Raw genomic sequence first — 23,967 nt, forward strand, 5'->3', positions numbered from 1 at the left:
TCAGACCAGCCAGCTCCGGACGACCAGGATCCATCCCGTCAGAGGCCCCATGCGTGCGGCGCGCATGCGCAGCACCATGCGGCGATACTGCCGATCACCCAGGGCAAGGACGAACCGCTCGCGGTCGCGGACCATCGCCGACAGCATGCGATCGAGCATGCGGCCATGGGTATCGCCCCAGTTGCGACTGGAGAGGTGCAGGCGACCGCCCAGCACGGGGTTGTCGGCGGCGCCGTTACGGCCGTGCAGCCGATACGAGTAGAGCGCCTCGTCGATCAGCAGCGAGCCCGCCACCATCTGGGCCATGACGACGATGTAGAAATCCATGTGCAGCCGGAAGGCCTCGTCGTCGTCGGGGAAGACGAGGTCGATCAGCGACCGGCGGAACATCATCGACGAGGTGCTGACCCAGACCCAGTGGACGACGCGCTTGGTGTAGAGGCGATAGGGCGTCTGGGTCTCCCAGCGCGCCGTGCCGTTGGTGGCATCGAGCTTGGGCACGCGGGCCGGGTCGACCGGGGCGAAGGCCTGGTCGCGATCGACGCGGGCGCGATCCTTGCCGAACCAGTAGACACAGCCGGCGATCAACGCGCCCTGGCCATCGATCAGCCGGGCGTTGCAGGCGGTGAAGCCGACCGCATAGGTCTCGTTGAGATGGGCGGCGAGATGGCGTTCCAGGAAATCGTCATTCCACAGATCGTCGGAATCGAGGAAGCAGACGAACGTCGCCTGGGTGGCCGCGAGGCCGCGGCGCGTGGCCCCGGTCTGCCCGACGTTCTTGTCCAGCCGGATCAGTGAAAAGCGCGGATCGGCGAGTTCGTCGAGCAGCTGGTGGACGACCGCGGCGGAATCGTCGGTCGAGGCATCGTCGACGACCACGCACTCGAAGTCGCGCAGGGTCTGGCGCGCCACCGAGCGGATCGCATCGCCGATGTAGTCACGGCAATTGTAGCACGTGACGACGACGGATATTTTCGGGAGCTTGGTGTCGGCCATCGCTAGCGCTTCGCGCCCGCCGATCCCAGGAAATCGAAATCCACGCCTTCGTCGGCCTCGAGGACCGTGTCGAAATAGAGACTGGCATAGCCGCGATGGCTGCCGGCCGGCGGCGTCGGCGCCTTCCAGGCCTTGCGCCGTTTGGTGAGCTCGGCGGCCGACACGAGCAGTTCGAGCTTGCGCTTGGGCACATCGAGCGTAATGCGGTCGCCGTTCTTCACCAGCGCGAGCGGCCCGCCGTTCGCAGCCTCGGGCGAGACGTGCAGCACGATGGTGCCGAAGGCCGTGCCGCTCATGCGGGCGTCGGAGATGCGGATCATGTCCTTCACGCCAGCCCGCGCGAGCTTCATCGGGATCGGGAAGGAGCCCGCCTCCGGCATGCCGGGCGCACCCTTCGCGCCGGCGTTGCGCAGCACGAGGATATCGTCGGCCTTCACATCGAGCTTGGGATCGTCGCCGCGTAATGCCAGGTCCTCGAGCGAATCGAACACAACGGCGCGACCGCTGTGCGTCAGCAGTGCCGGCGAGGCCGCCGAGTGCTTGATGACCGCACCGCGCGGCGCGAGGTTGCCGCGCAGCACGGCCATGCCGCCGGTCGGCTTGATCGGGTTCTTGGGCGTCCGGATGACGGTCTGGTTGGGCACCATCTCGGCCTTGTCGATCACCTGCTTCAGCGTGCGGCCGCTCACGGTCATTGCCGTCTCGTCGAGCGAGCCCCGGATCTCCTTCATCAGGCGCGAGTTGCCGCCGGCCCAGTGGAAATGCTCCATGTAGTGGTCGCCCGACGGTTTTAGGTCGACCAGCACCGGCACGTTCCGGCCGATCGTGTCGAACTCCTCCAGGTCGATCCGGATGCCGAGACGTCGCGCGACGGCGGTGAGATGGACCAGCGCATTGGTCGAGCCGCCGATCGCCTGCATGACGGTAAGCGCATTGCGGAAGGCAGCCTTGGTCATGATCTCGCTGGGCTTCGGCCCGCCGGTCCTGGCCATCTCGGCCGCGCGCTTGCCGGTGGCTTCGGCGATGCGGAGGCGGTCGGAGTGCGTGGCCGGGATCGAACCGCTGCTGGGCAGGCCCATGCCCAGCGTCTCGACCATGCAGCCCATGGTGCTGGCCGTGCCCATCACCATGCAGGTGCCCTTGGTTGGCGCCAGCCGCTCGCTCACCTGCTGGATGTCCTGCTCGGAGAAGGTGCCGGCGCGATACTGGCCCCACAGGCGACGGCAGTCGGTGCAGGCGCCCAGGACCTCGCCCTTGTAGTGGCCAACGAGCATGGGGCCGACGGGCAACACGATGGTGGGGCGGTCGGCGCTGGCGGCGGCCATGAGCTGGGCCGGTAGCGTCTTGTCGCAGCCGCCGATCATGACGACGGAATCCATCGGCTGCGCGCGCACCATCTCCTCGGTGTCCATCGCCATCAGGTTGCGCAGGTACATGCTGGTCGGGTGCGAGAAGCTCTCGTGGATCGAGATGGTGGGAAACACCATCGGCAGCGCGCCCTGCAGAAGGATGCCGCGCTTCACCGACTCGATCAGGTCGGGGACGTTGCCGTGGCAGGGGTTGAAGTCGCTGAAGGTGTTGGTGATGCCCACGATGGGCCGGTCGAGCGCGTCGTCGGTGTAGCCGGCCGCCTTGATGAAGGCCTTGCGCAGGAACAGCGAGAAACCGGCATCGCCATAGGTGGCGAGGCCCTGGCGCAGTCCGGTCGCTTTCGGCGCGCCTGATGTGCGCTTGCGGGAAGCCATGTTGCTCTCTCTCTTTTCTGAGTTCAGCGCATTTTGTCAGGTCGCTGCCGTCGCTTCCAGACCGGCCGCCCATCTTGCATGGGCCCCGGCATCGCGGCCCGTGGCGAGCGTGCGAGCGAGTTCGAGTCCCATCAGGGCCCCGAACTTGAAGCCGTGGCCGGAGCAGGGGGACATTACCCAGCCGTGCGCGGCTTGTTTTTCGACGACGAAACGCTCGTCCGCCGTGACGGTGTAGAAGCAGGCTTTCAGCCGGTCGGTGCGCCAGCGCTCGAAGCCGCGCAACAGGCTGCGGCAGCGTTCCAGCAGGGGGCGGATGTCGTCCTCGCTCGCGGCGCGTTCGGCCGTCGGATCGCCGGCCCGGCTGAATTCATGGTCGCCGACCTTGAGGCCGCGTCCTTCCATTGGGGGCACCAGGTAGAGCCCGACGTCGCCGGTCTTTTCGATGATCATGGGTCCGTTGGCCCAGGCGGCGCGAGCCGCGGCCGGCAGGTCGAAGTAGATGACGACCTGGCGCGACGGGACCAGGCGCCGTCCGAGATCGGGCAGCAGGTGGCCGACCCAGGCGCCGGCTGCGACCACGACGACGTCGGCGGCATGCGTGGCGCCGGCCCCGGTGACGATGCGACCCTGCTCGAGGTCGGCCGACCGGATCGGCGTGTGCGGATGGAGCCGAACGCGTGGCTGGCGCGCCAGATGTTGGGCAAGTGCGGTGACGATATCCTGGGCGAACAACACGCCACCCGAGTCCATCCAGAAGGCGCGCTCGACGCCCTTGGCTTCGATTTGCGGAAAACGAGTCGGCAGGTCGGCAACGCGGAGTTCGATCATGGGTCTGCCGATCGTCGCCAGCGCTCTGGCGGAACGCTCGGCCCAATCGGCGCCGTTGCCGGTGAGCGCCAGCGTGCCAGTGGCGGCGTAGAAGCGCTGGCCGAGATCGCCCCACAGAAGATCCCAGGCCGCATAGGCATCGTCGATCAGGCGGGCGTAGCCCATCTGGTCGCCATAGGGATGACGGATGAGACGATGCTCGTCCATCGACGAGGCGAGCGGGTTGGGCAGTGGGCCCTGCTCGAACAGCTCGACCTCGTGGCCGTCACGCGCCAGCCCCCATGCCGTGCTGAGGCCCATGATGCCGCCGCCGACGATGATCGCCTTCATGACTGCATCCTCATGGATGGCTAGCGTGCTGGCCAGCGTTCGAGGGCGGCCTGGCGCCGGCGCCATTCCGAGCGCGACGCCAGTTCGGCATGCACGCCGGCGGCAACGTCGGCCAAGGGGAGAGCGGCAATCAAGCGGCCCGACGTGTCGAACGACAGCTTCAGGGCGCCAACCCAGCGTCCGGGAAATTCCCCGGACTCGTAGTCGGCGGCATCGGCGACCAGGCGGTCGGCCGAGGCATATTCGTCGATGGTTCTGAGGCACTGGCCGCCGGCCTGCTGTTCGACGATGAGATAATAGGTGTTTTCCATCTCCCCTCCGTTCGAGGACGATAGGGGTAGATAGGATAAACTCCTATGGAGCGTCAAGCGATAGGCTAGCGGGAATACTTGCCGACGATCAGCTGGACCTTCTGCCACTGGCTGCGGTCGAGGTCGAAATCCTTCGCCGGATTGAACTGGCGGACCCGCCATTTCTCCGGCGTGGTCCGCAGCAGGCGCTTGACCAGAGCCTGCTGGGTGCCGTCGCCCTGGTCGCGGACGAAGACACAGTCGTCGCCGGGCCGTACCGGCCGGCCGGGGTGGACCAGCAGCAGGTCGCCCTGCTCGTAGGCCGGGCTCATGCTGTCGCCGATGACGTAGCAGCCGTAACCGTCGCGCACCGACAGGAGCGGCTCGGGCCGGCGCACATAGTCTATCGGCTCGCTGGTGATGATAATGGCGCCATTGCCGCCTTCAGCCGAGGCGTAGACCGGAAGATCGGCGCGATCGGCTGCCCGGAGCGGGCCGGCCATACGGAGGTCGCCCTCGAGCCGGCCACCGGCGCCGGGAGGGGCTGCGGTCGAGCGCAGGTCGTCCGGCGAAACCCCGAGCAGGGGCGCCAGACCGTGCCGCGCTACCTCAGGCAGTTCGCGCGGCGAGCCACGCATCAGGTACTGCTGGAGGTAGGCGTGATTGCGGCCAATGGCCAGGGACAGGTTCTTGAGATCGAGGTCCGGCCGACGCGCCAGAGTATCGACCAATACTTTGCGGGGTGCGTCCATGATGCTGGCATTTTGCCAGCGGGGGACGATTTCGTCTACTAGGAATTGTACGATTGACAGGGATAAATAATCCTATACTCCTGCCGACAGGAGGTACGGATGTCCTATCCCAGACTTTACGATCAACTGCCCAGCCGGCGCTTCGCCACCGCCTTCGGCGGTCGCGCCGCCGCCGCCAACTACCATGGTGCCCGGATCGCCCGGCTCCTTGCGGTCAAGATGGGGCTGCGCCCGGTCGACGTTTTGCCATTCATGGCGCGGCCGCTGGCTCGCGAAGCCGCCCGCGAACTCGGCCTGTCGGTCGATCGCGTGCTCGCCGATCTCGCCGCCGAGACCGTAGAGAACGGAGGCGGTCATGGCCGCTGAACTCACCTTCGCCGAGGTCCGACGGGTGGTGATCACCGCCCTGGAACGGGCAGCCGATACCCTGAAGCGCCTGCCGATGCCGCGGAACGGCATGCCGGGGCGGGAACATTCGTCGTGGCCGATGATGCCGGGCGATCCGGGCGACATCTGCGGCCCTGCTGCGTCACACCCCTCGAGGACTCCGCCCGGGGCGCGGGCGATTTCCGAACTCGACCGTGTGCTGCCGTGGCTGGCGGCGCTCGACAATACAGACCGCCGGCTCGTCTGGGCGCGCGCGGTCGGGCTGTCGTGGTCGCGCCTCGCGCGTGAATTCGGCATGAACGTCGGACAACTGCGCTACCGCTGGAATGGTGCGATCGATCGCGTCGTCGCGGCTGCGGCGCATGACACGACCGTGATTGGCCCCGGCGCGGCATTGCGTCGTAGGTCTTGCCAAACGGATCGCATTGCGCGTTGATGTGCCCAGAGCTTACACAACCGTAGCGTAGGCACCTCTAGTGTAGTTGGGAGAAGACCATGGCAATGACCATGCTGCAGATGGCGGGCGCTGCGCCCACGCCGGCGACAACGGCGGATGGCGTCCTGCTGATCATCGACGCACAGCGCGAATATACTGACGGCCTGCTGCCGCTGCCCGGTGTCGCCGCGGCGGTGGAGGCGCTTGCCGTGCTGCTCGAGAAGGCCCGAAAGGCCGGCGCGCCCGTCGTGCATGTGCGCCACCAATCCAAGGGCAAGGCGTTCAACCCGTCGTCGACGGGCTACGAGATCGTGGCCCCGCTCACGCCGCGCACCGGCGAGACGATCGTCGACAAGGCCTTGCCCAACGCCTTCGCGGGCACCGATCTCGCCAAGCATCTTGCGGCGAGCGGCCGCAAGAACCTGATCGTCGGTGGTTTCATGACCCACATGTGCGTCTCGGCGACGGTGCGGGCGGCCACCGACCAAGGCTTCATGAGCACGATCGCCGCCGACACGGTGGCCACGCGGGATCTGCCGGATGCCACCGGAGGGCCCACGATCGACGCGGCGGCCATCAACCGCATCACGCTCGCGGCGCTGTCCGACCGGTTCGCCTGGGTCGTCGGCAAGGTGGTCCAGATTACCTGAGGCATCGATCCGGCTCGCCGGTGCGGACGCCGATCAACCCGATAGGTCGGCAGCGGCATGGGGCGGAGTGGCCGCACCGCCTCGAACCTGTGTCAGCAGCGCAATCGCGGCGATGGCGACCAGCAGCATGAACGAGCTGTAGCCGACGAACACCGTGCCGCGTCGAGCGGTGAACAATCGGCGGCGAGGGGCAATGTGCTGCATCAGGTCATCGCATTGCCGGCGGTGCCGAGCACGTTTCGGATATTGAGCCCCGTCATGTCGAGGGCTGCGATGACGGCCACGGCGATCAAGGCGACGAGCGTGGTGTATTCGACAGCCGTTGCACCGTGGGCGCTGCTGACAAGGCGGCGAGCGAAACCCAGCAAGGTGGATGGCAGGGGCGATGGCATGAGCCAGTTTCCTCGGGGGCCGGTTTCCTCGGGGGCGAGTGTGCTCGGACGCTGCAGACGACGCGTTACCTGGAGCCTATCGGCCGGCGCGTCGTTCTCAATCCCCGAGGTGTAACATTGGTAGGCGGCGCGGGTCGGTGGCCAAAGAAAATGGGCGGCCCGTTACCGGACCGCCCATCTCTTGATCGAAGAAAGCGTCAATCGAGCGAGGATCGATCAGTTGAGATTGTTGCTGACGGCGGTCAGCGTGTTCGTGATCTTGCCGCCGACGGTGCTCATCGCGGTGATGGCGGCGACGGCGATCAGCGAGGCGATCAGCGTGTACTCGATCGCGGTGGCGCCGTTTTCGTTCTTCATGAGGCGACGGAAAATGGACAGCATCCCAAGCTCCAAGTGAAAAGAATTTCGTCAGTGTCCTGCAAGGAAATATGGGCGGACCGTTGCCGGACCGCCCATGCTTCGACCGAACCGGGGTTGACCAGGCTAGGTGAGATTGTTGCTGACGGCGGTCAGCGTGTTCGTGATCTTGCCACCGACGGTCTTCATGGCGGTGATGGCGGCAACGGCGATCAGCGAGGCGATCAACGTGTATTCGATCGCGGTGGCGCCGTTTTCGTTCTTCATGAGGCGACGGAAAATGGACAGCATTTATATCTCCAAAAAAAGACGTCTTTTGATCGGCTTTTGCGTCCACCGCCCCGTCGATGTTCTGGGGACTGCCGGGGTGATCGACACAATCGCTGGGGCCGATATGCGCCCCTACCTCAATGAATAGTTGAGGTATTGATATTAACTTATTGATTTGAATAATGTATTCAACGAATGAATTGTATCAACTTGTTCACGTCGTGCTTCCGCCGGCCATTCTTCGGCCGGCGAACGAAGTTGAGGGTCGGGCGGCGGCAATCCCCGTGTTATCGTTCGGCAGCAGGGAGCGCATGTCATGAAATCAATTCTGACAATGGCCTGGACGGCAGAAGATCCGTCCGCGTTCGATTTGGCGGCGAAGATGGCGCGGAAGTTCGACGCCCGGTTGGTCGGGCTCGAGCCGCCGTCCTATGGCGTCATGAGCATGGCCTGGGCCGATGCCGGCATGGGGGCGCCGATAGGTGGCGGCCTGGCCGAGGACGCCGAGGAACGGCAGCGCGTCGCCGCGGTGAAACAGGCGTTCGACCAACGGGCGGTGGGCCTCAGGTCCGAATGGCGTTCGGCTGACGACAGCGGCCCGACAGCGATCGGCACGATCGGGCGCGCCTACGACCTGATCGTCCTGCCCCAGCCGGGGGCGCTGCCGAAAATGCCGGAAAGCGTCTTCGAAACGGCGCTGTTCGATTCGGGCCGTCCGGTTCTGGTCGTGCCGACGGGTGCTGACGGCTTGGTGGGCAAGCGGATCCTGTTCGCCTGGAACGGCTCCACCGAGAGCGCGCGCGCCATTTCGCTGGCAATGCCGGTGCTGGCCGGCGCCGAGGCGATCGTGGTGCTGAGCGTCGATGGCGCGATGGTGCCGGGACCGACCTCGGCTGAGATCGCGGAATCCCTGAAGAGCCACGGACTGAACGTCACCAGCCAGCACGAGAAGCCGGGCTCGCGCTCGGCAGGCCAGACGATCGTCGACACGGCGATCGCCGTCGGCGCCGACTTGATCGTGAAAGGTGCCTACACGCAGAGCCGTTTGCGCCAGATGATCTTCGGCGGCATGACCCGCCACCTCATCCTCAGTTCGCCGCTGCCCGTGCTCTTCTCATATTGACCGGCTCTTTTCGTACTGACGGGTCTTTCTCGTCCTGACAATCCGCCGCCAGTACCTCCACCGACGGCCGTGCTAGAACCCGCCGCATGACGGCTGCCCGAGAACCGACCGGGAATGGCAAGCGCCTGCGCACCATCGGTGTCGTGGCGATCGGCATGTTGTGCGTTGCCGCCGCGCTCTTCCTGTTGTTCGGCCGCACCACGCCGCCCGGAACTGAGGCCACGATCGGCGAGAAGCTCGCGGCGCTTCGGGCCGAGCGGGCAAGCCTTCAGGCGCGCGCCGATGGCGAAGCAAGGATCGGCCTGCTTCAGGCGTTTCGGGTCGCCGGCCTGCTGACCGACACCCTCGCGGCGCGCTATGAATCCGACGCGGAGCGTGCCTTCGATCGGTTGCCGCCCGCCCGTCTCCAGGCCTTTGCGGAGGTCGACCGGCTGAATGCAGCCATCAAGGACGCCCTCGATCGGCCCGGGGAAGGCGCGCGGCGCGCCGCCCGCAAGGCGGCCGAGCAGGCGACCACTCAACTGGAAAGAATCGCAGGCCTGGACGACGCGCCGCTGGTGCTTGCCTACACGCCGCGCTTCGTGCCGCCGCGCCGTGCCACGGGCGAGCTCACCCTGACGCCGGGTGCTTCCGGCTCGGTGCCGCCGGAAGGCGCGCTTCGGCTCGACATGCCGCCAGCGGCAGGTGGGCTGGCGGCGCCCTCCGTGGTGCCGCCCACTGGAATGCCCACCGTGCCGCGCTATGCGCCGGACTTCGCGACATCGGGTGACGACGATCCGGCGGTCCAGATCGAAGTGGCTGGAGTCTTTCTTAACTCGAGTGGCGGACCGCCGCCGGTTCTGGCGGTCGGAACCTGGCGCGGCGACGCCACGCTTGCGCCGGAGCGGCTGCGGTTCTCGGTGCCGCGCAGCGCTTTCGCCAACGAAGCGGCCCGCACGACCTTCGCGTCGGGATCGTTGATCGTCCGCCGTGGCTCCCGCTCGGCAACGTTCCAGCTCCTGTTCACGGTGCTGCCCGATCGCCCCGGATCGTTTGCTCTCGACCAGCGGGTACGTACAACGGAACTCGAATCGAATACGCTGGTGTCACCGGAGATTCTGTCGCGGGCGCCGCCCGGAGAGACGCGCACCGTGCGCCGCTGCTTCGATCCGCCCGCCGGCTGGCGCTTCGACAAGGAGCGCCGGCGCGTCGTCATCGTCGAGCGATTGGGTTGGCTCGACGACATTGCCGATTCGACGATGAACGCCGGCTCGGTCGAGTTCGTGCCCGAGGAGGATCCCAACCAGATCTGCATCGCCGTGCTCGCGCGGCCGGCCACGAAGGCGGCGCGGACCGCCACCATCGGCCGCTTCGAGGCGACCCTGGTCCGTGACCGTCCGGTCGACAATGTCCTGAAGAGCGGCGTCCGGGCCCTCGACTGGCGCGAGCCCGCGCGCATGCCGATCGAGTCGGGCATGGTCGAGTGGAAGCTCTATGTCCGGCTGTTCGACGAAATCGTCCGTGAATTCGATCAGGCGACTCCGTCCGGCCTGCCTTTCTTGCGGGTCGACCTCGATCCTGGCGGCAGGATTCTCGTGCTCCAGGCCGATCCGACCGCGGAGCCCTAGCGGCTACCCACCAGCGCGCCTTAGCGACCTCTGGCCTCGAGGCGCAGGCGGAGCTTGCCACTGGCGTCCTTGAGATCGAGCGTGATCGCGGCGAGCTGGGCGCTCTTGACCGCGGCCAGGGCGTCGATGAAACGCCGCTCGACGGCATCGGATGGCGGCGGGCAGGCCGCCAGGGTCATGGGGCCGGCGACGAAGCGCAGGCCGTTGGGATCGAGCGCGTAGTCGCCGCCGACGCTGTTGCAGCCGGTCGATGCGGAAAATTTTCCATCGTCGTTGAGGGTCAGCGTCGGCCGGCGCAGCCCGTCGCCGAACGCCAGCCGCTCGCCGTCGATCTCGATGGCACGCCACTCGGTGCCGCGTAGCGCCGCGCTTCTGGGCGCCGGCGGCGGGCAAGTCGCGTTGGCTTTCAGATTGAGGACGCGGTCGACCTCGATCTGGCCGTCGTCGCTGAAGCGGCCAAGGATCTGGAAGAAGAGCTGGGCGTCCCGCGATGGGGCCGCCTCCATCCAGGCGCGTTCGAGATCCGGTTCGGCCCCCCCGGGCGCCACGGGGAACGTGCGGCCGGTGAAGCATTCGGCGAACAGCCCGCCATCCTGGGCGTCGCGGTAGAGGCCCTCGAGGCGGAACCGCCCATCGATCTTGTCAGCGGTGGCCGTCTGCACCAGCTCGGTGCCGTTGTCGGCGACCAGGCGACCGCTGTCGGCCTGGCGGAAGACGCGCCTGGCGACGAGGCTGCCCCGCAGGACCAGCCGGACGCCGCCGTCCACTTCCTGCGTCCACTGGCCGAGGTCGAACTGCGGCTCACCGGTGCCGTCACGGCGCTCGCGCAAGCGAAACGTCCCGTCAGGGAGCAGCGTGAGGGTGAGGCCGGCGCCCGTGAAAGTGCGCGGCGGATCGCCGGGTCGGCCGGCGGCATGGCAGCGCATCGACCGGCCGGCGGCCGTCAGCGTCGCTTCGCGACCGCGGCCGCGCAGTTCGTAGTAGGAGTCGCCGTAGGCGAAGCCCGAGCCTGAGCGTTGGCGCGGCAACTCGATCTCGGGATGGCCGGCGACCATCAGCGTGGCGAGGTCGCCATCCTTGGAGAAGTGGGCACCGAAATCGGTGCCGCCGGGGCAGACATATCTGACCTCGGGTCCCGGCGGCTGGCCTTCCTCGCGCGACGCGGCCGATGGGGGCGCCGAGGGGGTCTGGGCCATCGCCAGGCCGGCGACCGCGGACAAGAGCGTGAGCGTCAGGACTCCGACTTTCATGGCGCTTGCTCCGGAATTTCGCCGTCGGCCGACAACAGCACGGCGACGGGACGGGTTGTCTCGAACTGCGCCAGCACGATCAGCGCCACCACCATGATCGGCACGCAGAGGAACATGCCGACCACTCCCCAGATCGTGCCCCAAACGATCAGCGAGACGATCACGACCAGCGGCGAGAGATTGAGCGAGCGGCCGAGCAGGGCAGGCTCGAGCACGTTCGCCGTCACGATCTGGACGGTGCCGATCACCAGCAGCACGATCAGGAACGGCGTCAGGTGGTCGAACTGCACCAGGGTTAGGATCGCCGGCGCCGCGATGGCCAGGATCGAGCCCACCGTCGGGATGTAGTAGAGGAAGAAGAGCATCACCGCCCAGAAGCCGGCGAAGTCGACGCCGACCCAGGCCATCACGACATAGCCCAGGACCGACGTCGCGGTGGCAAGCGTGGTCTTGATGCGGATGTAGCTGCGGATCTCGCGGTCGATCCGCTCCAGCACCGCCCGCACCCGCGCCTGGTGGGCGTCGTGCCCGAAGACGATCGCGAGCTTGCGGCCGAAATGCGCCTGCTCGACGAACAGGAAGCCGGCATAGATCAGTACGATGCCGGTGATGCTGACGACCGAGGCTGCCGCGCCGGCGACGCTGCCCAGCGTGTCGGCGAGGCTGATGCGGTCGAACAGTTCGCCCAGCGTCGGCGCCTGCTCGACGCCGATCATCTTGGCCCCTGCCGTGACCAGGCCCTGCAGGCGCTTTTCATAGTTGGGCGAGGCGGCGATGACGGCCGTCACGTTGCTGCCGATGGTGCGGCCCAGCACCCAGAACAGGCCGCCGATGACGAGGACGGCGGCGAGCAGCGCGATCGGACGCGGCAGGTGGACACGCGCCAGCCGCGGCTGCTCGAAGGCGTCGGCCAGGGCGTCGACCATGTACCAGAGCACCAGCCCCAGCACGATCGGCATCAGGAGGCCGCGGCCGGCGACCAGCAGGTAGATGGTGGCGGCGATCACGATCGCCCACAGGGCGGCGCGCTGGAGGGTCATGTGCACACTATAGAATGTACCGCCGGGGGTGGGGAGAGTAGCTTTGACGGGCCCGATCCGGGTCAATGTGCGCTTGTGGGGGGAATGCAATGCAGAGCCTTCTGTTCAGCTTCCAGGGGCGGATCAACCGTGCCAAGTTCTGGCTTGTTCACATCGCAATGTGGGTCGTCATGGCGGTCGTGTTCGGCGCCGTCGTTGGCGGTGCCGCCCTGTCGACCGATCCGGAGGCGGCCTTGAGATCGGTCGGCACGGTCCCCGGCCTGATCCTGGCGGTAGTCTATATCCTTATCGTCTGGGTCGGCCTTGCCGCCGGCGTGAAGCGCTGGCACGACCGCAACAAGTCGGGCTGGTGGATCCTGATCGCCCTGGTGCCGGTGATCGGCGGCCTCTGGTACCTGATCGAGTGCGGCTTCCTGCGCGGCACGGCGGGGTCCAACACCTACGGTCCGGACCCGCTCGCGCTTAGTTGACCCGAGCGTTGGCCCGCGGACTCATCCGCGGGCTGGCCTGAAGGCCGACTTCCAGGGCACGCGCCCGGGCCAGCGCCCGGCGGCCGTGCGCGGTCAGCTCCACGCGGTTCTCGCCGCCGCCCGTCTGGCGGACGAGGCCCTCGGCGCGCGCGTCCTCCCACACCGGGAAGCGCGGGCACGAGCTCTGCCAAGCATCCAGCACGTCGGCGCGGCGGCGCGGCCGGTCGGCCACCCACTGCAGGAACTGGATCATGATCAGGCTGGGCTCGGGTTCCATGGCCTGATTTTGCCTCCGGCGGCGCCGGCCGCGCAAGGTGTGGTCAAAAAAGTGAAAATAAGAGTTGCAAGTTCAGCAGGTTTATGGTAGAAATTTTGGCAGGATGCGGAACCCGCGTCCGGACGGCCTCGTCCTCACCGGCGCAGCCCCCTCTTCAGCGCAAATCGACATGCGGCGCGCCGAACAGGCGGTAGGCGAGTGCGAGCGCGCGGCCGGCCAGCAAGCCGGCGGCGAGTACCGCGGCCAGCGTCGCCACCAGCCGCCACGGGTCGCCCGGCGGGCCGGCCAGCGCGCCGCCGATCTCGAGCCCGACCGCGACCGGAATGATCAAACTCACCCACAGCAGGGCGCGCCGGCTGGTCGGTCGTACCAGCCGCCACGTATGGTCGACATCCAGCAGCATGGTGGCACCGCGCAGCGCGCCGACCACGAGGCCGAGTGCGAACAGGGCGCCGAACCACCACGCCGGCTGCCTTGCCGCGAGCTGGAACAGTATCAGGATCATCGCCACCGCCACCGCCACCAGCGGCGGCACGAACAGCTTCCAGCGCCGCATGGTGCGGCGGCGGATTTCCCGCAGCACCAGCTGCACCGACACCATGGCGCCGAGCACCAGCACGAGATGAAGGAGATTGAGATGGAGGATCACGAGGCAACTTTATAGCGAGGCGGATGACGGCGACATGACGCTTCCCGAGGGAAAGGCGCCCCGGGAAGGTGAATGGTGCGGCACGGCGGGTGATACCACACCTGCCTGTGGTCATCTTTCCCGTGATCGACGACGCAAGGAGTGTGCCGAAGGCCCGGATCGGTTGCGGCCCCGGGCGTCGGGCGCAACGAAGCCCGCCCAGCGAGATGGATTGCCGGACGGGCTTCGGACACGTCGAACGCTGGGGGGCTACTTCGACGCATGAGTAAGTGCGCCGGGCGGGCTTGCGTCCTTGTTGCGGTCCAAGGGTCAACGCGCCCGGCCGCGGTGGGTTCCCGCGGCATCGACGGTGGCAGCCGGACCCTACAACCGGACCAGGTCGCGGTGCGGCGAGTGCGCGGTGCGCACGAACAGCGCCAGCGCCCGGCCGGCGAGGTGGCCCGCCACCGCCGCCGCGCCGGCCGCGGCCAGCGCCTCGAAGGGTGCCGCTTCGGCGTCGGCGAGCGTGAGCGCCACGGTGAGGACCGCGAGCCCGCCCAGCGCCGCTGCCATCCACAGCCCGTCGCGGCCGCGCGGCAGGCGGATCAGCGTCCACGTGTGGTCGACCTGCAGCCGCATGGTGAAGCCGCGCACCGCACCCGCCAGCGCGCCCACCGCCAGGGCAGCGCCCCACAGCCGGGGCTCGCGCCACTCGGGCGAGACGACGGCCAGCGGGAACAGCGCCGCCACAGCGGCCAGCAGCGGCGCCGCGAACAGTCGCGAGGGATGCACAAGGCGGCCGCTTGCCTCGCGCAGCACGACACCGGCGCAGCCGGCGGCGCCGAGCGCGATCAGGAGATGGAGGATGTTGAGCTTGTAGACCATGACGCCGATTAGGCGCGCCGGCCCTGACGGCAGGCGGGCGCCGGTAAGGCATTTCCGGGGGCTTTTGGCCTGCCGGCTGCCGCAATTGCTGAATGATCGTTCATTGGAGAGATACCATGCGGCGAGACGCGAAGGTCGACGCTGCGCCCTTGCTCGAGGCGATGGCGCGCTGGGCGCGCGATCCCCTCGGCTTCGTGACGCAGACCCTCAAGGCCGTGCCTGACAACTGGCAGCGTGAGGTGCTGCAGGAGATCGGGGCGGGATTGGCCACGCCGGACGAGGCGGTACGGATTGCCGTCGCCTCGGGCCACGGCGTCGGCAAGTCGGCGCTGGTCGCCTGGATTCTGCTGTGGGCGATGGGCACGCACCAGGACACGCGCGGCGTCGTGACAGCGAACACCGAGACGCAGCTTCGCACCAAGACCTGGGCCGAGCTGGCAAAGTGGCTGCGCGGTTGGGAGTACCGCGAGTGGTTTGACTTCACGTCGATGGCACTGGCCTCCCGCGTCGTGGGCCACGGGCAGACCTGGCGGCTCGATCTCGTGCCGTGGTCGGAGACCAACGCCGAAGCCTTCGCTGGCCTGCATAATCAGGGCAAGCGCACCATCGTGGTGTTCGATGAGGCTTCGGCGATCCCCGACGTGATCTGGGACACCACCGAGGGTGCGCTCACCGACAAGGAGACCGAGCTTCTGTGGCTGGTGTTCGGCAATCCGACGCGCAACACCGGTCGCTTCCGCGAGTGCTTCGCCCGCTTCGCCCATCGATGGCGAGGCCGGCAGGTCGACTCGCGCACCGTCAGGATCACCAACAAGGCCCAGCTCCAGCGCTGGGCCGACGACTATGGGGAGGACAGCGATTTCGTCCGCGTGCGCGTGCGCGGCGTCTTCCCGCGCGCCGGCTCCATGCAGTTCATCGATTCCGAGAGCGTCTCGGAGGCGATGCGCCGCGAACCGACGGTCCAACCTGATGAACCGACGGTGATCGGTGTCGATGTCGCTCGCTTCGGCGACGACCGCTCAGTGATCTTCGCCCGCAAGGGCCTCGATGCCCGCAGCCGGCCGCCACTGGTGCTGCGCGGCGTCGATACGATGACGCTGTCGGGCCGGGTGGTCGAGGCGGCGGCCCAGCATCGCGCCGACGCGGTATTCGTCGACGAGGGCGGGGTGGGCGGCGGCGTTGTCGACCGGCTGCGCCAGCTCGGCGTGCCGCATGTGATCGGCGTCAACTTCGCCGGCAAGCCCGACCGCTGGACGGCGGAGGGCAGCGGCCCGCTGTTCGCCAACAAGCGCGCCGAGATCTGGGGACGGATGAAGGAATGGCTGAAGGCCGGCGCCGTCCCCGACGATACGGCGCTCGCCCAGGACCTCACCGGCGTCGAGTACGGCTACGACGCGCGCAACGCCATCCAGCTCGAGCGCAAGGACGACATGAAGAAACGCGGCCTCGCCTCGCCCGATCTCGGCGATGCGCTGGCGCTCACCTTCGCCCAGCCGGTCCATCCGGTCTGGCAACGGCGCGAGGCCGATCTCAAGCCGCGCATCCTCGACGAGGACCACGACTACGACATGTTCCACGACCTCTAGCTCACAGGAGATATCAATCATGTGCTTCTTTTCTGGTGCCGCCGCCCCCTCGATGCCGCCAATGCCCGCGATGCCGCCGGCGCCGCCACCGCCACCCGAACCGCCCCAGGCCGCCGATCCCGCGGTGAAGGCCGCGCGCGAGGACGCGCGCCGTCGGGCCGCGGGCCTGCAGGGTTACCGCAGCACCATCGCCACCTCAGGCCTCGGCCTCGCCGATGCGCCGGCGCCCAAGACCACCGGCTTCAAGACCCTGCTGGGTCAATGAGAGGAGTGAAGACCATGACCCTTTCTGACGGCGACCTGCGTCGCCACTGCGAGCGCCGGATGGGCGCGCTCGACCGCGAGCGCCAGAGCTGGTTCCAGCACTGGCGCGAGCTCAGCGACCATATCCTGCCGCGCCGCGGCCAGTTCCTGAGCTTCGCCGGCCAGGGCGACCGCGGCCGCAAGCTGAACGGCAAGATGCTCGACTCGACCGGCACCCTGGCCGCCCGCACCCTGGCCTCGGGTCTGATGTCGGGCGTCACTTCGCCTGCCAGACCGTGGTTCCGCCTGACCGTCGGCGATCCGGCACTAGCGCAGGCGCCAGGCGTGCGCGTCTGGCTCGATCGCGTGCAGGAGGCGATGCTGCGCGTCTTCGCGCGCTCCAACCTCTACAACGCGCTCGCCACGGTCTACGAGGAGCTGGGCGTGTTCGGCTCCGCCGCCCTGCTCATCCTGGAGGACGACGAGGAGATCGTTCGCGCCTGGCCGCTGACGGTGGGCGAATACTGGCTGGCCTCGTCGGACCGCCAGGTGGTGAACACGCTCTACCGCGAGTTCCCGCTTACCGTGTTCCAGCTCGTCGAGCGCTTCGGCCGCGACGCGGTCTCGCCGCTGGTGCGCGAGCAGTACGACGCCGGCACCTGGGATCGCGAGGTCATGGTCGTGCACGCCATCGAGCCCAACGAGGGTCGCGACCTCGAGCGCGCCGACAACCGCAACATGGCGTTTCGGTCCGTCTACTATGAGAAGACGGGTGCCGACGAGTGCCTGCTGGCGGTGTCGGGCTTCGAGTCCTTCCCGGCGATGTGCCCGCGCTGGCATCTGGTCGGCAACGACGTATGGGGCCGCTCGCCCGGCATGGACGCGCTGCCCGACGTGAAGGGCCTGCAGGTCCTGCAGAAGCGTTTCGGTCAGGCGCTGGAGAAGATGGTGAACCCGCCGATGGTGGCGCCGCCCAGTCTGCGCAACGACACAGCGTCGTCGCTGTCGGGGGCGGTGACCTACGTCGCCGACCCGACCGGCGTGGGTTTCCGTCCGGCCTACCAGATAAACCCGCCGCTCAATCACCTCGCCTCGGCGATCGCCGACCGGCAGCGCAGCATCCAGGCAGCCTTCTACGCCGACCTGTTCCTGATGATGAGCCAGCTCGACGACGTGCGCAGCGCGACCGAGATCGTCGAGCGGCGCGAGGAGAAGATGGTGATGCTTGGGCCGGTGCTGGAGCGGCTGCACGACGAGCTGCTCGATCCGCTGATCAAGCGGGTGTTCGGATTGATGGAGCGGGCGGGGCAGGTGCCGGAACTGCCGCCAGCGATGGCCGGCACGGGTGTCGGCATCGAGTATGTCTCGTCGCTCGCCCAGGCCCAGCGTTCGGTGGCGACCGGCGGCATCGAGCGGTTCGTGAACTTCGCCGGCCGCGCCGCGGCGATGAAGCCGGACGTGCTGGACAAGTTGGATATCGACCAGACGGTCGACGCCTACGGCGATCTGTTGGGCGTGCCGGCGCGGCTGATCGTGTCGACCGACAAGGCGACGGCGGCGCGCCAGCAGCGGGCGCAAGTACAACAGCAGCAGATGGCATTGCAGGCGGGGCAGGCGATGGCCGCCGGCGCCGAGAAGCTCGGTCGCGTCGACGTCGGCGGCGGCAAGAACGCCCTTCAGGCCCTGGTGGGCCGCTAACCCGGAGAACGGATATGGCAACGACGATTTACCCGACTGTGCCCGTGGCGCGGCCGGAAGCGGAAGCGTGGCCGCCCAACGACATTGGGGACGACGATCCGATCGGCATCCAGGCCGACGAGATGTTCGCACGCCAGCTCGACACCGGGTTCGCGGGCGAGATCCGCGTCCTCGTGCACGACCCGGAGACGGGCCTCGCGGGCAAGGGCCCGGAGGATGCGCTGAGTGGCATCGCCGAGGCGATGCCGATGCTGGGCGAGCTGAAGGACCGCTATCTCGCGCAGGCGATCGGCCCGCGCCAGAGGGCCATCCTCGAGCCGCTGATCGACACGCGCCTCGACCGCGCCACCGGCGACCTTGGCCGCCTCGCGCAGCAGGCAACGTCGGCGCTCGACGACCGCATCGTGGCCGAGCGCCTTGCCGGCTTCCATCAGGACGCGGCGCTCGCTTGGCACGATCCGGCGCAGTTGCGGGTGCTGGGTCAGGCTGCGGTGGGCGAGCTGCGCTACCAGGGTGAGCGCAAGGGATGGGATGCGACCCAGACTGACACTACCGTACGTCAGGGCCTGAGCGATCTCTATGCCGGTGCGATTGAGCAGGCCATCGGCCAGGACCCCGACGGCGCCGCCAATCTCTACGAGCATGCCCGGGACGTGATCCAGCCAGAACGGCAAGTGGCGATTGACCGTCGATTTGTCGAAGCGTCGGAGGACAAAGCGGTTGCGCGTATTGGCGATGATCTGAGGACTGGATGGGCGAGAATGTCGATCGCGCCATCTACGGCTGACGTTCCAGATCTTGAATCTACAGCTCGACCGCGTCCCGATATCAGGTGGTTCCTCGATCAGGCCACCACGCAACTCGACGACAATAGTTCCCCACGCTTGCGTGGGCTTGTTCAGAGCGAAGCATTCGCGCAATTCTTTCGGGCCGGGAAGGAGTGGTTGGCCGGGCGCAGCCAAGCCGTTGCCGACGTCCTAAAATGGCAGACGGAAAATCCGACGGCGTTGTTCACGGACATCCCATCGGGCTTGAGGTCGAAGATGTCGCCGGATCAGATGGCGGCCTTTCGACTCTTCGCAAGTGTCCAGGGACACATCGAGCCAGACTTGGGTTTGTACGATCGCCTCGAGCGGGAGCTGATTGATCGTCCCGCTAGTTTCGCCTCCATCAAACTGGACGAATATGTCTTGGATCTGGGTGCGGAGAGCACCCATCGTTTGGTGGATTTGCAGAACGAGATTCGCAACGGCGACCCGGCAGGTCACGTAGCATTCGCGCGAGCGTCGCGACGCCTTGTCGAGGATGCGGTTGTAAGTGCGGGCTTCGAGGCTGACGCTGCGCTCGGCCAGATAGTGCGAGAGAAAGTTCGGCATCGCGTAGCCGATTTTCCCAAGTTGAACGGCCGAGTGCCGACTGAAAACGATCTTGTTCGCATCGTTGACGAAGAAGCGCAACACCTCGGGGCCGAAGGTCAGAAAAGGCAGCCGGAAAATGCAAGCCCATCTGGCGTCGAGATAGCGCAGGCGAAGTCAGAACAGGCGCCCGCGCCTCTTGATGCGCCTCCACCGCGAGCAGCAGGCGATCCAGTATTGCCTAACTCAATCAACGACCTGCCGGCTCCGCCGCAAATGCTCGACCCGATAAGGCCGAAGAAGAACCCGGAGCTGAACAGGCCCGACCGGTCGAAGTACCACCTGAAATTCGATGGCAGATATCTCAAGCTTTATCACGGCGAGGACGTCATCGAGGAATGGCCAGCAGTATCCGGCAAGGAGAACTTCGGAAGCGCCAAGGATCAGAACAAAGTTGGTTACGGCCCAATTCCCGAAGGGGCCTACGACATCAAGATGAGTCGATTCCAAAGTATCGACCTCAAGGGGGCTCTGTATGGAACGGCAAAGATAGCGGACGTTGACGCCGGCAAGTGGCCAGGCTCGCTCTGTAGCTGGGGTTCAGAACGCGTATGGGCCGATCCAACGAAAGAGACGGAGGACAGCGGCCTGACGTTTGGCCGCAAAGACATGGCAATTCATGGGGGATGGTCTCGGGGATCGGCCGGCTGCATTGATCTCACCGGTAGTATGTCGCGCTTTTCCAGGGCCTTCTGGGATCTAGGGATCGACCTAAAGCTGTATGTCGATTACTCCCCACCGGTACCTTAATCTCGTCAGAATGTGGGGCGAGCATCCTTGTCCATGATGATTGAGTCGGCGGAAACGGTGGCTTCCACAGAATCTGCCGAAACGAATCCGGGCACGGTGCGAGCACGATGGCTCGGAGCTATTCGCGCCGTCGCCTATTGGGGCCTTTGGCTTTTCCTGATCTCCATTTTCCTCGCAAGCGCTGGTGATATCTGGGACTACAACGAGGATCCGACGCCCTATCATCGGGTTTATCGCGATGCCGTCTTGCATGAGTATGTCATGTGGGCGTACCTCGTGTTGACGGCCGCCGCCATTCCCTTTCAGGTCGCCGGTTGGAGGGAGCGCCGCTTCTCGCCAGTCGCCGTCGCCGTGTTCGCACTACATGTCTGCTTCGCCGTCGCCAATCGCATGTTTGGAATCATCCAAACATGTTGCAGTTAAGCCGCCCCAAGGCCCACTACTACGAGACGGCGGCGGGCAACGTCGATCCGACATTGGGGATCGTGAAGTCGCTGATTTCGTGACCGCATAGTCGGCTAAGGGACAACCAAAGGTAGTGTCCCTCTCGATATTGGCCACAAAGGCGCCCAAATGGCACGCCAGAGTCGGCGCTTGCGGGTAAGCAGACCAGCTAGATGACATGTGGAAGGGCGAAGAGAAACCTACGCCAGGTTGTATTTAAGAACAACTAGTGTCGGCTCTCATGTTGCAGGTGCAACAGCAGCAGATGGCGATGCAGGCGGGCCAGGCGATGGCCGCCGGCGCCGAGAAGCTCGGCCGCGTCGACGTCGGCGGCGCCATCATCAATTTTCCAGATCGCTCTCGCGTCACCGTTCCCAAGGGATCAAAGGGGGATGGCCGATTCACGCCAGCGCCACAGACTCTACAGTAATTCAGTAGGTGGCGATGCTTGCCAAGTGGGTTGTTCTACTATTTTAGTAGACAATCATAGATTGAAATAACTTAATTGTGCAAACCGGGGCTAAGCATGACATCAGACAATGCAACGGAAGACACGACGCAGGCTCCGTCAGTGGAGCCGGCAACCAATGAGGAACTCGCGTCGGAAAATACAGCGTTTGCAGCGGAATGTATGGCCGGGCTCAATAATTTTCCACCTTTCGGAGATTGGAAGTTGGGCGCGCAGTTGGTGACGCAAAGCGACACTTGGGGAGAGGTCTGGCGTGCCGACTTCGAAATCGGCACCAAGTCACTCGCGCCATTGATCAATCGTATCGTCTGTTGGCGTAAAGCCGACGGTACGATTCCCATCATGGTCGCGATTGGTCAGAGCGTGCCGCCGCTTCGAGCTAAGTAGAGGGCCTCAAGCATCAAGATAGAGGGGCTGCCCGAGGCAGCGCCGGTGGAAGAACCATGGCCGGTGGATGACCACCCGATCGGCATCCAGGCCGACGAGTTGTACGCCCGCCAGCTCGACACCGGGTTCGCGGGCGAGATCCGCAATCTCCTGCACGACCCGGAGACGGGCCTCGCGGGCAAGGGCCCGGAGGACGCGCTGAGCGGCATCGCCGAGGCGATGCCGATGCTGGGCGAGCTGAAGGACCGCTATCTCGCGCAGGCGATCGGCCCGCGCCAGATGAGCATCCTCGAACCGCTGATCGACAGCCGCTTTCAATTCGCTCGGGGAACTACCTGACCTGAGCGGGGACAACCAACCTTCGGTTGCAGGCCGACCCGGCCAGTCCATTCATAAACCTCAAGGAGGATAAGATGTGTGCACCTATAGCCGCGGTACCTATTGCCACGATGGTAACAATGGGCCTGTCTGCCGCCACAACGGCAGTGGGCGTCGCGCAACAAGCGCAGCAGGCCCAGCAGGCGGCGGCGCAGCAGGCCAGCCGCGCCTGGCAGGCGGCCTACCAGACGGCCTATCAGACCGCGCAGGCGCGCAACGCCGCGGCGGTCTCGGAATACAATGCGCAGGATGCCGAGCGGCGCGGCGCGGTCGAAGAGGAGCGCCAGCGGCGCAAGACCTCGCTGCTGCTCGGCACCCTTCAGGCGCGCTTCGCGGCCCAGGGCAGCGATCTTCTGGGTTCGCCGCTTGACCTGCTGGGCGACGCCGCCGCTTTTGGCGAGCAGGACGCGCTCGCCACGCGCTACCAGGCGGTGCGGGAAGCCTGGAACCAGCGGATCCAGGCGGCCAACCAGACCGCGCAGGCCGATTTCCTGGCAAATTCGGTGGTGCCGCCGCTCACCAATCATGATCCGGGTCTGGGGATCGCCCAGTCGCTGCTGGGCGGGGCGACTAACCTGTTGGGGATCGCCGAAAGGCGCAATTTGCTGCCGAAAACCTGACCCTGACACCAGGAATATCCCACAGGGAGGAGCGTGGCTGGAACAAAACGGGAACTTTGCCGCAATGCACTGTGACTGTGTTGCCACAGCTGTTGAAACAATGACTTAGCAGCCGTTGTAGAGGATGGCTTGTCGCCGGGACCCTCGGTTACACTCTGCCGTCATTGTAAAGTCGCGTTCGGCCCGCGCGCTTGTGTCCCGGGTTTGGTGAAAATAAGGGGAGATCGAGACATGAAGAAGGCACTTATCGCTGCCGCTGCGCTGGTTGCGCTGCCGATGGCCAGCCAGGCGCAATCGCTCCAGCCGGGCGGTTTCTACATTGGTGCCGAAGGCGGCCTCAATTGGCTCCTCAACAATTCCTTTACCGCCACGGTCGCGGTGCCCGGCACCGTGGCGTCCGGAACGGTAAACGGAACCTACAACACGGGTTGGCTCGCCGGCGGTATGATCGGCTACGATTTCATCGGCCCGCGCGTCGAACTCGAAGGCGTTTATCGCGCCAACACCGGGACGCTGACCGTCCCCGGCGTCGCCGGCAGCGTTAACGGCTTTGTCAATCAAGTCTCGATCATGGCCAACCTGCTCTATGACTTCAATGCGGGCGGGACGATCGTTCCCTACGTCGGCGCCGGTGCTGGCGTGGCGTTCCTCACCGCTGGTGATTCTGGCGGGTCGGCCGGCGCCACGGCGTTTGCCTACCAGGCCATCGCAGGTCTCGGCTGGAACATCGACACCATGTTCCGCGTGAACCTGGAAGGCCGCTACTACGGCACCACCACGCCGACCTACGCCTATTCGAGCAACCTGGGCGGCACGCCCTACACGTTGAGCGCCAGCATCCCGAACCAGAACTTCTCGCTGATGGCCAGCATCCAGCTGAAGTTCGGTGACGCGCCGGCCGCTGCGCCGCCGCCGCCGCCGGTCGTTGCGCCGCCGTCGTTCATGGTGTTCTTCGATTGGGACCGCTCGAACCTTTCGGCCCAGGCGCTGAACACGATCAAGCAGGCGGCCCAGGCCTACAAGACCAAGGGCAACGCCCGCATCACGGCGACCGGCCACACCGACACGTCGGGCCCGGAAGCCTACAACATGGCGCTGTCGCTGCGCCGCGCCAACACGGTCAAGGATGCCCTGGTGCGCGAAGGCGTGCCGGCGACGGCGATCGCCGTCATCGGCCGCGGCGAAGCGGGCCTGCTGGTCAAGACCGCGGACGGTGTCCGCGAGCCGCAGAACCGCCGCGTCGAGATCGTCATCCAGTAAGACG

The 23,967-nt window shown here is 66.4% G+C and carries 30 protein-coding genes; 16 read left to right on the plus strand and 14 right to left on the minus strand.

Annotated elements, in window-relative coordinates; all coding sequences use genetic code 11:
- From EPO55_RS14225 to EPO55_RS14245, 5 genes are all read right to left on the minus strand, one after another.
- Complete coding sequence (locus EPO55_RS14225) at positions 1–996, minus strand: glycosyltransferase family 2 protein (RefSeq protein ID WP_296337570.1); 996 nt, start codon at positions 994–996, stop codon at positions 1–3.
- Positions 997–998: 2 nt separating this feature from the next.
- Positions 999–2,741, minus strand: coding sequence for an IlvD/Edd family dehydratase (locus EPO55_RS14230; RefSeq protein ID WP_296337571.1), 1,743 nt, complete (start codon positions 2,739–2,741; stop codon positions 999–1,001).
- 36 nt (positions 2,742–2,777) lie between these two features.
- On the minus strand, positions 2,778–3,899 hold the full coding sequence (locus EPO55_RS14235; protein WP_296337572.1) for an FAD-dependent oxidoreductase: 1,122 nt from the start codon (positions 3,897–3,899) through the stop codon (positions 2,778–2,780).
- Between the two features lie 20 nt (positions 3,900–3,919).
- Complete coding sequence (locus EPO55_RS14240; RefSeq protein WP_296337574.1) at positions 3,920–4,210, minus strand: hypothetical protein; 291 nt, start codon at positions 4,208–4,210, stop codon at positions 3,920–3,922.
- A gap of 65 nt (positions 4,211–4,275) precedes the next feature.
- Positions 4,276–4,941, minus strand: coding sequence for a S24 family peptidase (locus EPO55_RS14245; RefSeq protein ID WP_296337576.1), 666 nt, complete (start codon positions 4,939–4,941; stop codon positions 4,276–4,278).
- A 99-nt stretch (positions 4,942–5,040) separates the two neighbouring features.
- Here EPO55_RS14245 and EPO55_RS14250 point away from each other — a divergent pair, with 99 nt between their 5' ends.
- The 3 genes from EPO55_RS14250 to EPO55_RS14260 are packed head-to-tail and all read left to right on the plus strand — an operon-like array spanning position 5,041 to position 6,414.
- The gene (locus tag EPO55_RS14250; RefSeq protein WP_296337577.1) at positions 5,041–5,307 is read left to right on the plus strand and encodes a hypothetical protein; all 267 of its coding nucleotides are present in this window, start codon (positions 5,041–5,043) and stop codon (positions 5,305–5,307) included.
- Positions 5,297–5,764, plus strand: a complete 468-nt coding sequence (locus tag EPO55_RS14255) for a DUF6362 family protein (protein WP_296337578.1) — start codon at positions 5,297–5,299, stop codon at positions 5,762–5,764. Before EPO55_RS14250 ends, EPO55_RS14255 begins: the two co-directional genes overlap by 11 nt.
- A gap of 59 nt (positions 5,765–5,823) precedes the next feature.
- Positions 5,824–6,414 (plus strand): cysteine hydrolase family protein, encoded by a 591-nt coding sequence (locus EPO55_RS14260; RefSeq protein WP_296337579.1) that lies wholly within the window; start codon positions 5,824–5,826, stop codon positions 6,412–6,414.
- A gap of 33 nt (positions 6,415–6,447) precedes the next feature.
- Here EPO55_RS14260 and EPO55_RS14265 read toward each other — a convergent pair whose 3' ends face one another.
- The 4 genes from EPO55_RS14265 to EPO55_RS14280 all read right to left on the minus strand — a co-directional run bounded on the left by EPO55_RS14265 (position 6,448) and on the right by EPO55_RS14280 (position 7,454).
- Positions 6,448–6,618 (minus strand): hypothetical protein, encoded by a 171-nt coding sequence (locus EPO55_RS14265; protein WP_296337580.1) that lies wholly within the window; start codon positions 6,616–6,618, stop codon positions 6,448–6,450.
- The gene (locus EPO55_RS14270; protein ID WP_296337581.1) at positions 6,618–6,806 is read right to left on the minus strand and encodes a Flp family type IVb pilin; all 189 of its coding nucleotides are present in this window, start codon (positions 6,804–6,806) and stop codon (positions 6,618–6,620) included. The genes EPO55_RS14265 and EPO55_RS14270 overlap by 1 nt, the downstream gene beginning before the upstream one ends.
- A 216-nt stretch (positions 6,807–7,022) precedes the next feature.
- Positions 7,023–7,187, minus strand: a complete 165-nt coding sequence (locus tag EPO55_RS14275; protein WP_296337582.1) for a Flp family type IVb pilin — start codon at positions 7,185–7,187, stop codon at positions 7,023–7,025.
- A gap of 102 nt (positions 7,188–7,289) precedes the next feature.
- Entirely contained in the window at positions 7,290–7,454 is a 165-nt protein-coding gene (locus EPO55_RS14280) for a Flp family type IVb pilin (protein ID WP_296337583.1), read from the minus strand.
- Positions 7,455–7,749: 295 nt separating this feature from the next.
- Between EPO55_RS14280 and EPO55_RS14285 the strand changes: the two genes are divergently transcribed.
- Positions 7,750–8,556 carry a universal stress protein gene (locus EPO55_RS14285; protein WP_296337584.1) on the plus strand — a complete coding sequence of 269 codons (807 nt, stop codon included), beginning with the start codon at positions 7,750–7,752 and terminating at the stop codon, positions 8,554–8,556.
- An 86-nt stretch (positions 8,557–8,642) separates the two neighbouring features.
- The gene (locus EPO55_RS14290) at positions 8,643–10,163 is read left to right on the plus strand and encodes a hypothetical protein (RefSeq protein WP_296337585.1); all 1,521 of its coding nucleotides are present in this window, start codon (positions 8,643–8,645) and stop codon (positions 10,161–10,163) included.
- 20 nt (positions 10,164–10,183) lie between these two features.
- On the opposite strand, the gene EPO55_RS14295 is transcribed toward EPO55_RS14290, so the two are convergent.
- Together EPO55_RS14295 and EPO55_RS14300 are read right to left on the minus strand one after the other, a co-directional pair.
- The gene (locus tag EPO55_RS14295) at positions 10,184–11,413 is read right to left on the minus strand and encodes an META domain-containing protein (protein WP_296337586.1); all 1,230 of its coding nucleotides are present in this window, start codon (positions 11,411–11,413) and stop codon (positions 10,184–10,186) included.
- Positions 11,410–12,453: an AI-2E family transporter gene (locus EPO55_RS14300; RefSeq protein ID WP_296337588.1), complete on the minus strand. Its 1,044-nt coding sequence runs from the start codon at positions 12,451–12,453 to the stop codon at positions 11,410–11,412. Before EPO55_RS14300 ends, EPO55_RS14295 begins: the two co-directional genes overlap by 4 nt.
- A gap of 89 nt (positions 12,454–12,542) precedes the next feature.
- Here EPO55_RS14300 and EPO55_RS14305 point away from each other — a divergent pair, with 89 nt between their 5' ends.
- Positions 12,543–12,923 (plus strand): DUF805 domain-containing protein, encoded by a 381-nt coding sequence (locus EPO55_RS14305; RefSeq protein WP_296337590.1) that lies wholly within the window; start codon positions 12,543–12,545, stop codon positions 12,921–12,923.
- Here the strand turns inward: EPO55_RS14305 and EPO55_RS14310 are convergent.
- From EPO55_RS14310 to EPO55_RS14320, 3 genes are all read right to left on the minus strand, one after another.
- Positions 12,916–13,200 carry a hypothetical protein gene (locus EPO55_RS14310; RefSeq protein ID WP_296337592.1) on the minus strand — a complete coding sequence of 95 codons (285 nt, stop codon included), beginning with the start codon at positions 13,198–13,200 and terminating at the stop codon, positions 12,916–12,918. The genes EPO55_RS14305 and EPO55_RS14310 overlap by 8 nt on opposite strands.
- A gap of 154 nt (positions 13,201–13,354) precedes the next feature.
- Positions 13,355–13,849, minus strand: a complete 495-nt coding sequence (locus EPO55_RS14315) for a hypothetical protein (RefSeq protein ID WP_296337593.1) — start codon at positions 13,847–13,849, stop codon at positions 13,355–13,357.
- Positions 13,850–14,212: 363 nt separating this feature from the next.
- A complete protein-coding gene (locus EPO55_RS14320) occupies positions 14,213–14,713 on the minus strand; it encodes a hypothetical protein (RefSeq protein ID WP_296337594.1) in 501 nt (166 codons plus the stop codon).
- 116 nt (positions 14,714–14,829) lie between these two features.
- Between EPO55_RS14320 and EPO55_RS14325 the strand changes: the two genes are divergently transcribed.
- The 10 genes from EPO55_RS14325 (at position 14,830) to EPO55_RS14370 (ending at position 23,963) form a co-directional block, all read left to right on the plus strand.
- Positions 14,830–16,299 carry a terminase gene (locus tag EPO55_RS14325; RefSeq protein WP_296337595.1) on the plus strand — a complete coding sequence of 490 codons (1,470 nt, stop codon included), beginning with the start codon at positions 14,830–14,832 and terminating at the stop codon, positions 16,297–16,299.
- Between the two features lie 19 nt (positions 16,300–16,318).
- Complete coding sequence (locus EPO55_RS14330; RefSeq protein WP_296337596.1) at positions 16,319–16,564, plus strand: hypothetical protein; 246 nt, start codon at positions 16,319–16,321, stop codon at positions 16,562–16,564.
- 14 nt (positions 16,565–16,578) lie between these two features.
- Positions 16,579–18,240: a portal protein gene (locus EPO55_RS14335; protein WP_296337597.1), complete on the plus strand. Its 1,662-nt coding sequence runs from the start codon at positions 16,579–16,581 to the stop codon at positions 18,238–18,240.
- Positions 18,241–18,254: 14 nt separating this feature from the next.
- On the plus strand, positions 18,255–20,405 hold the full coding sequence (locus EPO55_RS14340; protein WP_296337598.1) for a hypothetical protein: 2,151 nt from the start codon (positions 18,255–18,257) through the stop codon (positions 20,403–20,405).
- A gap of 27 nt (positions 20,406–20,432) precedes the next feature.
- Positions 20,433–20,828: a hypothetical protein gene (locus EPO55_RS14345; RefSeq protein ID WP_296337599.1), complete on the plus strand. Its 396-nt coding sequence runs from the start codon at positions 20,433–20,435 to the stop codon at positions 20,826–20,828.
- A gap of 262 nt (positions 20,829–21,090) precedes the next feature.
- Positions 21,091–21,279, plus strand: coding sequence for a hypothetical protein (locus EPO55_RS14350; RefSeq protein WP_296337600.1), 189 nt, complete (start codon positions 21,091–21,093; stop codon positions 21,277–21,279).
- A 96-nt stretch (positions 21,280–21,375) separates the two neighbouring features.
- The gene (locus EPO55_RS14355) at positions 21,376–21,705 is read left to right on the plus strand and encodes a hypothetical protein (RefSeq protein WP_296337601.1); all 330 of its coding nucleotides are present in this window, start codon (positions 21,376–21,378) and stop codon (positions 21,703–21,705) included.
- 63 nt (positions 21,706–21,768) lie between these two features.
- The gene (locus tag EPO55_RS14360) at positions 21,769–22,044 is read left to right on the plus strand and encodes a hypothetical protein (RefSeq protein ID WP_296337602.1); all 276 of its coding nucleotides are present in this window, start codon (positions 21,769–21,771) and stop codon (positions 22,042–22,044) included.
- Between the two features lie 119 nt (positions 22,045–22,163).
- Entirely contained in the window at positions 22,164–22,703 is a 540-nt protein-coding gene (locus tag EPO55_RS14365) for a hypothetical protein (RefSeq protein WP_296337603.1), read from the plus strand.
- A 231-nt stretch (positions 22,704–22,934) separates the two neighbouring features.
- Positions 22,935–23,963, plus strand: a complete 1,029-nt coding sequence (locus EPO55_RS14370) for an OmpA family protein (protein ID WP_296337604.1) — start codon at positions 22,935–22,937, stop codon at positions 23,961–23,963.
- The last annotated feature ends 4 nt before the right edge of the window (positions 23,964–23,967 follow it).

Source organism: Reyranella sp. (assembly GCF_004296935.1).
GTDB lineage: Bacteria > Pseudomonadota > Alphaproteobacteria > Reyranellales > Reyranellaceae > Reyranella.

What these genes read in the sequence shown, in the direction of transcription:
- EPO55_RS14225 (WP_296337570.1), bottom strand. Translation starts at nt 996, where the DNA reads ATGGCCGACACCAAGCTCCCGAAAATATCCGTCGTCGTCACGTGCTAC.
- EPO55_RS14230 (WP_296337571.1), bottom strand. Translation starts at nt 2,741, where the DNA reads ATGGCTTCCCGCAAGCGCACATCAGGCGCGCCGAAAGCGACCGGACTG.
- EPO55_RS14235 (WP_296337572.1), bottom strand. Translation starts at nt 3,899, where the DNA reads ATGAAGGCGATCATCGTCGGCGGCGGCATCATGGGCCTCAGCACGGCA.
- EPO55_RS14240 (WP_296337574.1), bottom strand. Translation starts at nt 4,210, where the DNA reads ATGGAAAACACCTATTATCTCATCGTCGAACAGCAGGCCGGCGGCCAG.
- EPO55_RS14245 (WP_296337576.1), bottom strand. Translation starts at nt 4,941, where the DNA reads ATGGACGCACCCCGCAAAGTATTGGTCGATACTCTGGCGCGTCGGCCG.
- EPO55_RS14250 (WP_296337577.1), top strand. Translation starts at nt 5,041, where the DNA reads ATGTCCTATCCCAGACTTTACGATCAACTGCCCAGCCGGCGCTTCGCC.
- EPO55_RS14255 (WP_296337578.1), top strand. Translation starts at nt 5,297, where the DNA reads ATGGCCGCTGAACTCACCTTCGCCGAGGTCCGACGGGTGGTGATCACC.
- EPO55_RS14260 (WP_296337579.1), top strand. Translation starts at nt 5,824, where the DNA reads ATGGCAATGACCATGCTGCAGATGGCGGGCGCTGCGCCCACGCCGGCG.
- EPO55_RS14265 (WP_296337580.1), bottom strand. Translation starts at nt 6,618, where the DNA reads ATGCAGCACATTGCCCCTCGCCGCCGATTGTTCACCGCTCGACGCGGC.
- EPO55_RS14270 (WP_296337581.1), bottom strand. Translation starts at nt 6,806, where the DNA reads ATGCCATCGCCCCTGCCATCCACCTTGCTGGGTTTCGCTCGCCGCCTT.
- EPO55_RS14275 (WP_296337582.1), bottom strand. Translation starts at nt 7,187, where the DNA reads ATGCTGTCCATTTTCCGTCGCCTCATGAAGAACGAAAACGGCGCCACC.
- EPO55_RS14280 (WP_296337583.1), bottom strand. Translation starts at nt 7,454, where the DNA reads ATGCTGTCCATTTTCCGTCGCCTCATGAAGAACGAAAACGGCGCCACC.
- EPO55_RS14285 (WP_296337584.1), top strand. Translation starts at nt 7,750, where the DNA reads ATGAAATCAATTCTGACAATGGCCTGGACGGCAGAAGATCCGTCCGCG.
- EPO55_RS14290 (WP_296337585.1), top strand. Translation starts at nt 8,643, where the DNA reads ATGACGGCTGCCCGAGAACCGACCGGGAATGGCAAGCGCCTGCGCACC.
- EPO55_RS14295 (WP_296337586.1), bottom strand. Translation starts at nt 11,413, where the DNA reads ATGAAAGTCGGAGTCCTGACGCTCACGCTCTTGTCCGCGGTCGCCGGC.
- EPO55_RS14300 (WP_296337588.1), bottom strand. Translation starts at nt 12,453, where the DNA reads ATGACCCTCCAGCGCGCCGCCCTGTGGGCGATCGTGATCGCCGCCACC.
- EPO55_RS14305 (WP_296337590.1), top strand. Translation starts at nt 12,543, where the DNA reads ATGCAGAGCCTTCTGTTCAGCTTCCAGGGGCGGATCAACCGTGCCAAG.
- EPO55_RS14310 (WP_296337592.1), bottom strand. Translation starts at nt 13,200, where the DNA reads ATGGAACCCGAGCCCAGCCTGATCATGATCCAGTTCCTGCAGTGGGTG.
- EPO55_RS14320 (WP_296337594.1), bottom strand. Translation starts at nt 14,713, where the DNA reads ATGGTCTACAAGCTCAACATCCTCCATCTCCTGATCGCGCTCGGCGCC.
- EPO55_RS14325 (WP_296337595.1), top strand. Translation starts at nt 14,830, where the DNA reads ATGCGGCGAGACGCGAAGGTCGACGCTGCGCCCTTGCTCGAGGCGATG.
- EPO55_RS14330 (WP_296337596.1), top strand. Translation starts at nt 16,319, where the DNA reads ATGTGCTTCTTTTCTGGTGCCGCCGCCCCCTCGATGCCGCCAATGCCC.
- EPO55_RS14335 (WP_296337597.1), top strand. Translation starts at nt 16,579, where the DNA reads ATGACCCTTTCTGACGGCGACCTGCGTCGCCACTGCGAGCGCCGGATG.
- EPO55_RS14340 (WP_296337598.1), top strand. Translation starts at nt 18,255, where the DNA reads ATGGCAACGACGATTTACCCGACTGTGCCCGTGGCGCGGCCGGAAGCG.
- EPO55_RS14350 (WP_296337600.1), top strand. Translation starts at nt 21,091, where the DNA reads ATGTTGCAGGTGCAACAGCAGCAGATGGCGATGCAGGCGGGCCAGGCG.
- EPO55_RS14355 (WP_296337601.1), top strand. Translation starts at nt 21,376, where the DNA reads ATGACATCAGACAATGCAACGGAAGACACGACGCAGGCTCCGTCAGTG.
- EPO55_RS14365 (WP_296337603.1), top strand. Translation starts at nt 22,164, where the DNA reads ATGGGCCTGTCTGCCGCCACAACGGCAGTGGGCGTCGCGCAACAAGCG.
- EPO55_RS14370 (WP_296337604.1), top strand. Translation starts at nt 22,935, where the DNA reads ATGAAGAAGGCACTTATCGCTGCCGCTGCGCTGGTTGCGCTGCCGATG.